This is a genomic window from Pseudomonas sp. Choline-02u-1 (assembly GCF_002836515.1).
Taxonomy (GTDB): domain Bacteria; phylum Pseudomonadota; class Gammaproteobacteria; order Pseudomonadales; family Pseudomonadaceae; genus Aquipseudomonas.
Map to the genome: position 1 here is coordinate 167,345 of NZ_PJBC01000001.1, position 11,357 is coordinate 178,701.

13 protein-coding genes are annotated in these 11,357 nt (G+C 60.4%); 3 read left to right on the forward strand and 10 right to left on the reverse strand.

What is annotated here, in order from left to right; all coding sequences use genetic code 11:
* Positions 1–7 precede the first annotated feature (7 nt).
* Positions 8–1,252, reverse strand: a complete 1,245-nt coding sequence (locus tag CXF97_RS00830) for an FAD/NAD(P)-binding oxidoreductase (protein WP_101155266.1) — start codon at positions 1,250–1,252, stop codon at positions 8–10.
* Between the two features lie 167 nt (positions 1,253–1,419).
* On the reverse strand, positions 1,420–1,761 hold the full coding sequence (locus CXF97_RS00835) for a helix-turn-helix transcriptional regulator (RefSeq protein ID WP_101155268.1): 342 nt from the start codon (positions 1,759–1,761) through the stop codon (positions 1,420–1,422).
* 92 nt (positions 1,762–1,853) lie between these two features.
* On the opposite strand from CXF97_RS00835, the gene CXF97_RS00840 reads away from it, so the two are divergent.
* Entirely contained in the window at positions 1,854–2,717 is an 864-nt protein-coding gene (locus CXF97_RS00840) for an MBL fold metallo-hydrolase (RefSeq protein ID WP_101155270.1), read from the forward strand.
* A 25-nt stretch (positions 2,718–2,742) separates the two neighbouring features.
* On the opposite strand, the gene CXF97_RS00845 is transcribed toward CXF97_RS00840, so the two are convergent.
* Positions 2,743–3,198 (reverse strand): helix-turn-helix domain-containing protein, encoded by a 456-nt coding sequence (locus tag CXF97_RS00845; protein ID WP_101155272.1) that lies wholly within the window; start codon positions 3,196–3,198, stop codon positions 2,743–2,745.
* A 158-nt stretch (positions 3,199–3,356) separates the two neighbouring features.
* On the opposite strand from CXF97_RS00845, the gene CXF97_RS00850 reads away from it, so the two are divergent.
* Complete coding sequence (locus tag CXF97_RS00850; RefSeq protein WP_256589659.1) at positions 3,357–4,529, forward strand: MFS transporter; 1,173 nt, start codon at positions 3,357–3,359, stop codon at positions 4,527–4,529.
* 50 nt (positions 4,530–4,579) lie between these two features.
* Here the strand turns inward: CXF97_RS00850 and CXF97_RS28145 are convergent, their stop codons facing one another.
* The 6 genes from CXF97_RS28145 to CXF97_RS00875 all read right to left on the reverse strand — a co-directional run bounded on the left by CXF97_RS28145 (position 4,580) and on the right by CXF97_RS00875 (position 7,734).
* The gene (locus tag CXF97_RS28145; protein WP_178081127.1) at positions 4,580–4,726 is read right to left on the reverse strand and encodes a hypothetical protein; all 147 of its coding nucleotides are present in this window, start codon (positions 4,724–4,726) and stop codon (positions 4,580–4,582) included.
* Positions 4,723–5,892 carry a zinc-dependent alcohol dehydrogenase gene (locus CXF97_RS00855; RefSeq protein ID WP_101155275.1) on the reverse strand — a complete coding sequence of 390 codons (1,170 nt, stop codon included), beginning with the start codon at positions 5,890–5,892 and terminating at the stop codon, positions 4,723–4,725. Before CXF97_RS00855 ends, CXF97_RS28145 begins: the two co-directional genes overlap by 4 nt.
* Before the next feature lie 40 nt (positions 5,893–5,932).
* Entirely contained in the window at positions 5,933–6,160 is a 228-nt protein-coding gene (locus CXF97_RS00860; RefSeq protein ID WP_024012535.1) for a PLD nuclease N-terminal domain-containing protein, read from the reverse strand.
* 86 nt (positions 6,161–6,246) lie between these two features.
* Positions 6,247–6,702 (reverse strand): DUF421 domain-containing protein, encoded by a 456-nt coding sequence (locus tag CXF97_RS00865; RefSeq protein ID WP_101155277.1) that lies wholly within the window; start codon positions 6,700–6,702, stop codon positions 6,247–6,249.
* A 7-nt stretch (positions 6,703–6,709) separates the two neighbouring features.
* Entirely contained in the window at positions 6,710–7,228 is a 519-nt protein-coding gene (locus tag CXF97_RS00870; protein ID WP_101155279.1) for a hypothetical protein, read from the reverse strand.
* On the reverse strand, positions 7,225–7,734 hold the full coding sequence (locus CXF97_RS00875) for a CinA family protein (RefSeq protein ID WP_101155281.1): 510 nt from the start codon (positions 7,732–7,734) through the stop codon (positions 7,225–7,227). The genes CXF97_RS00870 and CXF97_RS00875 overlap by 4 nt, the downstream gene beginning before the upstream one ends.
* Before the next feature lie 164 nt (positions 7,735–7,898).
* On the opposite strand from CXF97_RS00875, the gene CXF97_RS00880 reads away from it, so the two are divergent.
* Entirely contained in the window at positions 7,899–10,280 is a 2,382-nt protein-coding gene (locus CXF97_RS00880) for a DUF3772 domain-containing protein (protein WP_101155283.1), read from the forward strand.
* A 5-nt stretch (positions 10,281–10,285) separates the two neighbouring features.
* Here the strand turns inward: CXF97_RS00880 and CXF97_RS00885 are convergent, their stop codons facing one another.
* Positions 10,286–11,299, reverse strand: a complete 1,014-nt coding sequence (locus CXF97_RS00885) for a LacI family DNA-binding transcriptional regulator (RefSeq protein WP_101155285.1) — start codon at positions 11,297–11,299, stop codon at positions 10,286–10,288.
* Positions 11,300–11,357: the final 58 nt, after the last annotated feature.

Genomic DNA, 11,357 nt, shown 5'->3' on the forward strand with positions numbered 1-11,357 from the left:
GGTTTTCTCAGTCGACCTTGGACAGACGCGTCAGCCACTCGCGGCCCTTGAGCATGCCGTGCCAGTAGAACCATGGCAGCCATGTTGCTTTCAGCCACCACGCCGACCGCCGGGGTACGGTCGGATCCAGCGGGAAAGTCGGCAGCAGTTTGCCGCCATAGCCGAACTCGGCGAGGATCACCTTGCCCTTCTCCACCGTCAGCGGGCACGAGCCGTAGCCGTCGTACTTGAGTGGCAGCGGCTGTTTTTTGCGTGCGGCCAGAAGGTTTTGCGCAACGACGACAACCTGCTTGCGCACCGCGGCCGCGGTTTTCGCGTTGCTGGTGCCGCAGATATCGCCCAGGGCGAACACTTCGCGATAGCGCGGATGCTGCAGGCTGTGCGGATCGACCTCACACCACCCGCCGGCATCGGCCAGCGGGCTCTGCGCGATGAAGTCCGGCGACACCTGGGGTGGGACGACGTGGAGCAGATCAAAGGTTTTCGCTACGCGGCTGACGTTGTCATCGGCATCTTTGACTTCAAACCACGCGGTTTGCGCCGGGCCATCGACCTTGACGAGGTTTGAGTTGAACGCGAGTTGCGCGTTGTACTGTTCGATATATTTCATCAGCGGCGGCACGAAGGTCGGCACGCCAAACAGTGCGGCGCCGGCGAGATTGAATTCAACATTGATGTTGTGCAGCACCGCGCTTTTGCGCCAATGGTCGCAGGACAGGTACAGGGCTTTTTGCGGCGCGCCGGCGCATTTGATCGGCATCGCCGGCTGGGTGAACAGCGCCCGGCCGTCGCGCAGTTTCTGCACTTGATCCCAAGTGTATTGGGCGTGTTGATAGCTGTAGTTGGAAGTGACGCCGTGCTGACCGAGGCTTTCCTGCAACCCTTCGATTTTCTCCCAGGCCAGGCGCAGGCCGGGACAGACGATCAGGTTCTGATAGCTGACGGTGCGTTGATCATCGAGGGTGAGCTGGCGGCTTTGCGGGTCGATGGCGCTGACGCTGGCCTGAATCCAGGTCGCCTGTCGCGGCATGACTTTGCTCATCGGTCTGACGGTGTCTTTCACATCGAAAGCGCCGCCGCCGACCAGCGTCCATGCCGGTTGGTAGTAGTGCTGTGAGCTCGGTTCGATCACGGTGATGTTGAGATGCGGGTCACGCTTGAGCAGGCTGGCGACTAGACCGATGCCGGCCGTCCCGCCGCCGATGACCACGATGTCTGCACTGATGGATGGGCCCCAGTGTTGATCGTTCATTGCTTGTTCCTTTTGCTGCACGCAAGGGTTTCAGTCTTCACACCCCAAAGCAGTGTGGGAGCGGGCTCGCTCGCGAAGGCGGCGTGTCAGGCAATGAATGTTCGACTGACACGCCGCTTTCGCGAGCAAGCCCGCTCCCACAACTGAAAGGGTGTGATAGCTGGCATTTATAGCTGTTCCCAGCTTTTGAGCACCGCTCCGCAATAAAGCCCCGAGAGGGTCTTCATCACCTGGATCACTTCGTGACTGGCCAGGCCGTAGAAAATGTATTTGCCTTCCCGGCGAGTCGCGACCAGCCCTTCGTCGCGCAAGATACCCAGTTGCTGGGACAGCGTCGGCTGGCGTACGCCGGTCATCGTTTCCAGCTCGCCGACGTTGCGTTCGCCTTGAGTCAGTTGGCAGAGAATCAACAAGCGATCCTCATTGGCCAGCGCTTTGAGCAGCGCGCAGGCTTTGGACGCCGAGGCGCGTAGTTGGGCGACTTCACATTCGGTCAGACTGGATTGCATTTGCACGAGGCCTTGAAGGTCACTTAAGCTGCGAACATTATGTTTTTACATAAACTGTTGCAACCCGAAATTCCCCAGCACAGGTTTCTGCCATGCCCGCCCTGATTGAAGCGTTTCTCGACCCCGCCTCCTCGACCTACAGCTATGTGGTCTACGAAGCCGACGGCGGGCATTGCGCAGTCGTCGACCCGGTGCTCGATTACGACGGAGCCGCCGGGCGCACCGGCACTGTGCAGGCGGACAAGATTGTCGCGTTCGTGCGGGCACACCGCCTGCAGGTGCAGTGGTTGCTGGAAACTCACGCTCACGCCGATCACCTGTCAGCCGCGCCTTATTTGCGTCGGGAGCTGGGCGGCAAGATCGCCATTGGCGAATCGATCAGCAAAGTGCAGAACGTGTTCAAGGCGCTGTTCAATCTCGAGCCGGAATTTCGCGTCGATGGCTCGCAATTCGACCATCTGTTTGCACCGAATGAGTCGTTCATGATCGGCAATCTCAAGGCCACTGCCCTGCACGTGCCCGGCCATACCCCAGCGGACATGGCCTATCTGATCGGCGGTGACCAGATCCTCGTTGGCGACACCCTGTTCATGCCCGATGTCGGCACCGCGCGCTGCGATTTCCCCGGCGGCAATGCGCAGCAATTGTTCAAATCGATCCAGAAGCTGTTGGCTTTCCCGGCCAGCGTGACGCTTTACGTCTGCCACGATTACCCGCCCGAGGGCCGCGCCTCACAATGCCGGACCACGGTCGGCGAACAGCGCAAAAACAATATTCATGTACACGACGGCATCGATGAAGCGGCGTTTGTCCAGATGCGTAACCAGCGTGATGCCGGGCTTGGAATGCCGACGTTGCTGCTGCCGGCCATTCAGGTAAATGTGCGCGCGGGAAACCTGCCAGCGGCCGAAGACAACGGCGTTGTGTACTTGAAAATCCCGCTCAACAAACTCTGACACACGACATCGCAGCCGGTCCGCTTCATCCCCCGCGTGTCACCAGCTTTCGGTGGCAATCGGCCGGAGTCAGCACTGCGCCGGCCGCCGAACGCACCGCTATGGTTTCGACGGGCTCGGCCCGCTCGTTGTCGAGCAACACCGAATGCTCCTCGCCTTGCGCGAACAGGAAGCGCTCGCCCCACTGGCGCAGGCTGACGACGATCGGAAACACCGCGCGGCCCATGTCGGTGAGCACGTATTCCTTGTAAGCACTGCCGTCGGACGCCGGTTGAATCTGCAATACACCGAGCTCGGCGAGCATTTTCAGTTTGACCGAGAGGATGTTCTTCGCCAGGCCCAGTCGCTTCTGGAATTCGCTGAACCGGCGTACGTCATCGAACGCATCGCGAATGATCATCAAGGCCCAGCGATCGCCGATCGCTTCAAGGGTCCGGGCGACGGGGCATTCGCTCTGAGCCAGTAATTGCTGTCGGGCCATGTTGCTCCTGGGGTGGTCGCTGAATGTGGTTGCATTTAACAACTCGAATGGATAAAGATCAATGCATCGGTCTCGTTTCAAAACCACATTACGAGGATGCAAGGATGCCCTGCCAGACGCAAACCCTGATCACTGCGCACACCGCAGCTGACAGCACAATGATTGGCCTGAGTCGCCTACAGACGTTTCTCTTTGCAATCACCTGCGCCATGGCCGTGGCCAACGTTTACTTCGCTCAGCCGTTGCTCGAAACGATGGCGCAAAGCCTCGGTGTTTCATCCGGTGCAATCGGCGTTGTCGTTACAGCCACACAAGCCGGGTATGCCCTCGGCCTGTTGTTCATCGTGCCGCTGGGTGATCTGCTCGATCGCAAGAAACTCATCGTCAGCCAATTGCTGTTGTCGGCGGTGGCGCTGTGTGCAGTCGGCTTGGCCGAGAGCTGGGGCGTGCTACTCGGTGCGATGGCGTTGGTAGGTCTGCTGGCGGTGGTGGTGCAAGTAGTGGTCGCCTGCACCGCCAGCCTGGCGAGCCCGGCTGAGCGTGGTGCAGCCGTGGGCACCGTCACCAGCGGCGTGGTGCTCGGCATCCTGCTGGCGCGTTTCGCCTCCGGGGTAGTTGCCGATCTGGCGGGCTGGCGCGCTGTCTATCTGGTCTGTGCAGCACTGATGGTCGGCATGGCGCTGCTGCTATGGCGTACCCTGCCCGCCACGGCGAAACCTCCCGCGCAGCGCGGTTACTGGCGATTGCTGCGCTCGGTGTTTCAATTGTTTTTGACTGAGCGCGTATTACGCATCAGAGGCACGTTCGCCCTGCTGATCTTCGCCGCATTCAGCGTTCTGTGGACATCGATGGTGCTGCCACTCAGCGCGCCGCCACTGTCGCTGTCGCATACGCAGATCGGCCTGTTTGGTCTGGCCGGGGTGGCGGGCGCGCTTGCCGCTGCGCGGGCCGGGCATCTGGCGGATCGGGGTTTGGGCAATCGCACCACCGGCATCGCCTTGGCAGTGTTGACCCTGTCCTGGCTGCCTATCGCGCTTGTCGAGCATTCGCTGCTGGCGATGGCCGTTGGCGTGATCCTGCTCGACTTCGCCGTGCAAGCAGTGCATGTGACCAATCAGAGCCTGATCTTCGCCGCACGACCCGACGCCCAGAGCCGACTGGTCGGCGCTTATATGTGTTTTTACTCGGTAGGCAGCGGCTTGGGCGCCATCGCGGCGACCTATAGCTACGCGCTGTTTGGCTGGGTGGGGGTGTGCACACTGGGCGCCGGGATCAGCACTGTTGCGTTGGTGTATTGGCTCTGGCTGGCGCGGGGTTGTTTGCGCGACTGAACGCCTGTGGGAGCGAGCCTGCTCGCCCCCACAGGTTTTTACCAAGGGAGCTACTTGCCCTCCTCGGGCTTTTCGGTCTGCATTTGCACCGACGGCTTGCTCTTGTCGCTGTCCTTGTTGGGTGCGTCGTTGGAGTCAAAGCAGCCGCTCAACAGAAACATTGAACAGAGCCCCAGACATGCACAGATTTTTTTCATGACGATCTCCTGTCAGCAGTGGTATCGCTACCCGGTTCAAGCTTGACCTTGATCCATCCGGATTGATGTTGATCAAACGCCTTGAATGCGGAAATCGCATCAGTCAACGGCTCATCCTGAGTCAGCACTTTCCCAGGATCGACGCGCCCGGCCAGGGTCATTTCGATCAGCTTGGGAATGTATTTGCGGTGATGACAGTTGCCCATGTTGATGCGTACGTTCTTGTTCATCGCCTCGCCGATCGGGAAGCTGTCGAACCCGGCGGGATAGACCCCGATGATGGAAATCGTGCCGGCCTTGGCCACAGCCTTCACCGCCCATTCCAGCGCTTGCGACGGCGCGTCTCCGGGTTGCCACTGCGCAGGGTGATGATGGCCGTGATGGCAATGGTTAGCGTCGATGCCCACGGCTTCGATCACGCGATCCACGCCAATTTCCGCCGTCAAGCGAGCGATGGTTTCAACTGGATCTTCTTTTTCGAAGTTGATGCACTCGGCACCCAGCGCTTGAGCGCGAGCGAGGCGATCATCCAGCCCGTCAATGGCGAACACGCGACCCGCGCCCATCAGCTTCGCGCTGATAATCGCAAACAGTCCGACCGGCCCACAGCCGAACACTGCCACCGTGTCGCCGTCCTTGATTCGCGCCATGTCGGCGCCAAACCAGGCTGTAGGAAATATATCCGACATGGCGATGGCCTGGTCGTCGGTGATGGCATCCGGCAGTTTGATCAGGCCGATGTTGGCAAAGGGAATTCGCGCTTTTTCGGCTTGCAGGCCATCGAACGGCCCGGTGGTTTTCGGCCCGCCGAAGAATGAAGTGCCAGCGGTTTTTCCGTTGGGGTTGGCCACATCGCACTGGGCGAAATAGCCGGCACGGCAGTACGAGCAATTGCCGCAGGCAATGGTCGAAGGAATCAGCACGCGGTCGCCAATCTTGAGATTACGCACGTCTTCGCCAAGCGCTTCGACGATGCCCACGCCTTCATGTCCGAGAATCGTACCGGGCTGCATGTCCGGCGCGCTGCCACGAATGAAATGCAGATCGGTGCCGCAAATAGCCGATGCGGTGAGCCTGACAATGGCATCGGTTGGCGCTTGAATGGTTGGCTCGGGCACATCGTCCAGCCGAATATCACCGACGCCATGAAATACAACAGCTTTCATCGTTCACCTCCAATTTTCCGGATGGCGCTAATCCGCGTTCTCAGCCCTTGCTGTGCTCCGGCGACGAAGGCCCTTCCTTGACGCCGCGCGGGCCAGCGATGCCCCACACGATCAGGCCGAGCACCGGGAACACGATCAAGCCGATCGCCCAGGCGGCTTTGACGCCGACGCTCTTGTTGCTGCGAAACACGCTGACAATCGCCCACAGGTCGACCAGCAGAATGATCACCGCCACGGCGATGGAAAAATAACTCGCTGCCTCGTTCATTTCGCGATCCTCCAATGAGTGGTAAGGATTGGGCTTTAGGGGCGATTGAGCGTTCAAAAAAATTGCCGGCGAACATCACTGGCGGCTCAACCTTTTCCTGAATCCTGCGGGATCACCGAAATCTTGCCGTTGCGTTCGATGATTGCGAATTTGATCTGCTCAATCGTTTCAATGCCTTGGCTGGAGCGGGCCGCCTCCATGATATCCGCCTCGACCAGCCGCGCATGGCGCAGCCGTCGGTGCAACAGCTTGCCATTCTCGACAATGATCGTCGGCTCGCCATCGATTAGCCGCGACACCCAGCCGGAACGTTGCTTGAGCAGGGAAAAACCGACATCCACGGCGATCAGCGTGATGATCACCAGAAACGCGTTGGTCAGCGAGAAATCATCGCCCAGCAATGCTTGCTGGGTGGCTTCGCCGATGATCATCAGCAAGACGAAATCAAACGTCGTCAGCTCGGCCAGCGAACGCCGGCCGGCAATTTTGAACAGCACCATCAGTGCCAGATACATCGCGAGTGCGCGCAAGACCGAATCCATGGGTCACCTATGGATAAATGAATTGATTGAGCTTCACGTCGCTCGAGCCGGGCATGCGGATATGGCTGCGAAACAGGCCCAGTCCGTCGCCGCGCAGCGTCAGGTAAAGCGTTGCCTGGCCCTGCGCATCCGCCTGCAACCACAGGCGCATGCCCTGTTTTGAGCTACGCATGCGCACCGGCGCCGGCTGCAGCGTTTCAATGCTGAAGCCATCGAGCAGTTCGCCGCCGATGTCCAGTTCGACGGTGGCTTCAGGCGCCACATGCACGCTGAGTTTCAGCGGATTGGTCGAGCCGTTGCGGTGGAACATCTCGTATTCGACCTGAACCCTGCCATCGGCGCTGCGGGCGTCCTGCGAACTCAGCACACCACGGGAAAACAGCCCCAACAGGCCCAAGAGCATGCACACCACCAACAGGTACCAACCGATGTGTTCGAAGCGCCAGACCTTCAGTTGATAAGCCATGTCCTCCTGTACCGGGAACTGCCTGCTACGCAGATCGGGATGGTCAGTATCATCCTTCATTGGCGCCACCCTCCTTCACCGCGCAAGGCACGACGGTGAAAATCCGGCAGTTGCTGCAAGGCGAATTCCGAGGCTCGGGTCTGCACTTCGCTGCGTGACCCGGGAAACCATTGCTGGGTGCTGAACAGAAAATGTCGCTGATCGAACTGAAATGCCCAGGCGAAACATACCGTTCCCGCTTTGATCCCATCCATATCGTCGGGACCGAGAATGCCGGTGGTGGCGACTGCTACATTGGCCGTGCTGTCGCGCAGCGCACCGATGGCCATTTCACTGGCGACTTCAACGCTGGTCAGGTTGAAGGTTTCCATGGTCGCCGGGCTGACGTGCAGCAAGCGCTGCTTGGCCTGCGGCGAATAGACCACGTAACCGCATTCGATCAGTTTGCCGCTGCCGGGCACTTCTGACAGCAGCATGACGATTTCCCCCGCCGTACAGGACTCGGCGGTGGTGATCATCAACGACTGTTGACGCAGGTATTCAATCGTTTCCTTGGCAATGGACATGGCGTGCTCTCGAAGCTGTTATTGCCGGTTGACCGTGCGCTGCGCTGATCATTCCGCTGGATTGGATGAGCGTATGAAGCCTCTTGCAGAGAAAGTTTTCCGCCCTGTCCAGCGCGATCACCTACCCTCATAGACTGTGTGAACCACTTGAGTCCGCCGTCCCCATGCGCTGTTCATTCAAGCCACTGTTTTTCATCCTGTTCCTGCTGCTGATACCGGGCAGCGCTGCGCTGTGGGCGGCGGACCTTGCAGCGCCGGCCAACTCAGGCGCAGCGCCGTTGCCGGTGATTTCGCAAAGCGATCTGCAAGCCCTGCAACAACGCCTCGATGGGCTCAAGCAGCAGATTTCGGCGGCAAACAATTACAACCAGCTCGAAGGTCCGCAGGATCGGGTCCAGGCGTTCATTCTTGATGTCGACCGATTGTCGGCTGCGCTGTTGCCGCAGCAGGCGCAACTGGCCGTGCAACTGGGCGTGCTCGGCACGGCGCCAGACGCCGAGGTGGCCGCCGAGCAAGCCGATATCGTCGCGCAGCGGGCGGCACTGGCGGAGCAGAAAAGCAAGGTCGATGGCACGCTCAAAAGCCTCGCCGCACTGAAACAGAATGCCGCCGATCTGATCACGCAAATCGCGGGCATCCGTCGCACGCTGCTGGAAAGCGAACTGACCTTGAGTACCCGCAGCGTATTGAGCCCGAATTTCTGGGCGCCACTGGCCAGTCCAAGCGAGGACGACCGCCAGCGGCTGCGACTGTTCGTTGCGCAGGTGAGTGACGTCTGGGCCACGGTCTGGGCGCCGGGCGAACGTTTTTTTACCTGCGTACTGGTGCTGTTGGCGCTGCTGGTCTGGACGCTCGGCCGGCGTTTGGCTGAGCGCGGGCTGACCTGGTTCTGCATTCACCGGGTGGCGGAAGGCCGCCTGCGCCGCAGTGCCTTGGCATTCGCCTCAGCCATCGCGACCTTCATCACCACCGCCATCGCCCTGAAACTGCTGTTCTACGCCTGCACTCGCCACGAAGCCCTGCCGCCGGTGCTGGAAACGTTTTCCGAAGAGTTCGAAAAAGTCGTGTATGCCTGCGTACTGATCACCGGGCTCAGCCGCGCGCTGCTGTCGACCGAGCATCCGTCGTGGCGCCTGCCGGCCATTGCCGATCCGGTGGCGCTCGCCCTCAAGCCTTATCCGCGAATCCTCGCCTGCTCTTTACTGGTCTTGGTGACGCTGGTACAGGTTGGCAACGCCACGGGCATGAGCAGCCACATCGTCATGGCCGGGCGCGGCGTTATTTCGATGGTGGTACTGGCGATCATCGGCACGATGTTGTTGCGCGTCGGCAACGTGCGCAAGGCGCTGGTCGCGGCCAATGACGCCACGGCGGTCAACAGCGTGTTCGCCGGGCTGATCTACAGCGTCGCCAGCGTCTCGATGTTTGTCTCGGCCATCGCGCTGCTGGCGGGGTATGTCTCGCTGGCGCGGTTCATCAGTTATGAACTGGTGTGGGGCTACATCGTGCTGTCGGGTTTCTACCTGCTGATTCAGCTGGTCAAGGACGCCTGCGAACACCTTTTTTCGCCCAAACACGCGAGCGGCAAAGCACTCAAGCAACTGCTCGGCATCAGCGATCGGCGCCTCGATCAGATTTCGATTCTGCTGTCCGGATTCAGTCGCGCCGGACTGATGTTGATGGCCCTGATTTCATTGTTCGTCGGCGGCATCGGCACCACGCTCGGCCAGTTGCTGACCAACATCATGTCGATCCTCGGCGGCGCGGGTTTGCGCAAGCTGAACATCGTGCCGGGGCATCTGCTCAACGCGCTGCTGGCGCTGCTGATCGGCATCTGGCTGATCCGCGCATTGAGCCGCTGGCTCGACAATGAATTTTTGCCCAAGACCGACATGGACCCGGGCATGTGCGCGTCGCTGAGCACGTTGTTTTCCAACATCGGCTACGCCTTTGTGATTCTGCTGACGCTGTCGTCGTTGGGTGTGCAGTGGACCAACCTGGCGTGGATTGTCAGTGCGCTTTCGGTGGGCATCGGCTTTGGCTTGCAGGAGATCGTCAAGAACTTCGTTTCCGGCCTGATTCTGCTCACCGAGCGCCCGGTCAAGGTCGGCGACCTGATCAGCATCAGCGGCGTCGAGGGCGATATCCGGCGGATCAACGTGCGCGCCACGGAAATCCAGCTCAGCGACCGCTCCATCGTGATCGTGCCCAACTCACAACTGATCTCGCAGAATCTGCGCAACGTTACCCTCGGCGGCAGCGCTCAGGGCGTGGCGTCGCTGGAGCTGGTGTTTCCACTGGATATCGATCCTGAGGAGGTCAAACAACTGCTGCTCGACATCTATCACGAGAACGAAACCATCCTCGACAAACCCGGGCCGTTCGTGCGCTTCAGCAAATTGTCCCCCGACGGCATCACGTTGACGGTCACCGGTTATGTCGGCAGCCCAAGGATCGTCGGGCTGACCAAAAGCGACCTGTTGTTCGAAGTGCTCAAGCGCCTGGGCGCCGCTGGAATTGTTCTGGCGAAGCCGCCAGCGACGTGATTCGGTTACCGCTCGCCCGAACTGTCGATGCCGATCGTGCTGGTGCGTGGCGTCAGCTCGAACGGCAGGATCACGTGCCTGTCTGGCAGCGGCTGTTTTTCGATCAGGGCAATCAGCATCTCGACCGCTTTTGTTCCAAAGGCCTCGGCCGGTTGCGAGATGGTGGTCAGCGGCGGATCGCAGTACGCGGCCATGGGAATGTCGTCGAAGCCGACCAGTGAAATGTCCTCGGGTACCCGCAGCCCCGCTTGCCGAATGCGCTTGAGCGCACCGATGGCCATTTCATCGTTTTCACAGAACAGCGCAGTGGGTCTGTTGGTCAGCGCAAGCATCTTTTCCGCTCCGGCGAAACCGGCTTCAAGGCTGAAGTTGCCGTGACAGATCAGTGCCTCGTCGAAGGCGATAGCGCCTTCACGCAATGCCGCTTCGTAGCCCTCCAGACGATCACGCGTCAGCGGGCTGTTCTTCGAGCCTTTGATCAGGCCGATGCGTCGATGCCCCAAAGTGATCAGGTGCTCGGTCATGGCTTTGGCAGCGGCGACGTTGTCCAGGCTGATGGTCGGATAACGCCCTGCCTTGATCACTTCACAAGCGTTGACGAGCGGCGGCAGATCGACGTCTGCCGGCGCGTTTTCAAATGGATCGTAGGCGCGCAACTGGATCACACCGTCGGCTTGATGGGCGTACACCAGCTCGGCGAACTGCCGCTCCAGCTCTTCCCGCCCTTGGGTGTCGCAGAGCAGCAAGCGATAGCCGGCGGCCTGCGCCGCTTGCTGCGCGCCGCTGATCACCCGGGCGAAAAAGGTGTTGGCGATGGTCGGCACCAGAATCACCAGATTGCCGGTGCGCCGCGAGCGGAATTGCACCGCCATGAGGTTCGGCCGATAGCCCGCCTGCTCCACCGCGGCCATCACGCGCTCACGGGTTGGCGCGAGGACGCGCTCGGGCGATTTCAGCGTCCTCGACACCGTCGCCACGGAAACGCCTGCCAGCCGAGCCACTTCGCGAATATTGGACAAAACCACCTCGTTGTTTAACACCGATCAGGCGCGGAGCTTACCGCAGGCGACGACCGAT

Bases quoted from the DNA above. Each gene is read 5' to 3' on its own strand.
- CXF97_RS00830 (WP_101155266.1), bottom strand. From the start codon at position 1,252: ATGAACGATCAACACTGGGGCCCATCCATCAGTGCAGACATCGTGGTC.
- CXF97_RS00835 (WP_101155268.1), bottom strand. From the start codon at position 1,761: ATGCAATCCAGTCTGACCGAATGTGAAGTCGCCCAACTACGCGCCTCG.
- CXF97_RS00840 (WP_101155270.1), top strand. From the start codon at position 1,854: ATGCCCGCCCTGATTGAAGCGTTTCTCGACCCCGCCTCCTCGACCTAC.
- CXF97_RS00845 (WP_101155272.1), bottom strand. From the start codon at position 3,198: ATGGCCCGACAGCAATTACTGGCTCAGAGCGAATGCCCCGTCGCCCGG.
- CXF97_RS00850 (WP_256589659.1), top strand. From the start codon at position 3,357: ATGATTGGCCTGAGTCGCCTACAGACGTTTCTCTTTGCAATCACCTGC.
- CXF97_RS28145 (WP_178081127.1), bottom strand. From the start codon at position 4,726: ATGAAAAAAATCTGTGCATGTCTGGGGCTCTGTTCAATGTTTCTGTTG.
- CXF97_RS00855 (WP_101155275.1), bottom strand. From the start codon at position 5,892: ATGAAAGCTGTTGTATTTCATGGCGTCGGTGATATTCGGCTGGACGAT.
- CXF97_RS00860 (WP_024012535.1), bottom strand. From the start codon at position 6,160: ATGAACGAGGCAGCGAGTTATTTTTCCATCGCCGTGGCGGTGATCATT.
- CXF97_RS00865 (WP_101155277.1), bottom strand. From the start codon at position 6,702: ATGGATTCGGTCTTGCGCGCACTCGCGATGTATCTGGCACTGATGGTG.
- CXF97_RS00870 (WP_101155279.1), bottom strand. From the start codon at position 7,228: ATGAAGGATGATACTGACCATCCCGATCTGCGTAGCAGGCAGTTCCCG.
- CXF97_RS00875 (WP_101155281.1), bottom strand. From the start codon at position 7,734: ATGTCCATTGCCAAGGAAACGATTGAATACCTGCGTCAACAGTCGTTG.
- CXF97_RS00880 (WP_101155283.1), top strand. From the start codon at position 7,899: ATGCGCTGTTCATTCAAGCCACTGTTTTTCATCCTGTTCCTGCTGCTG.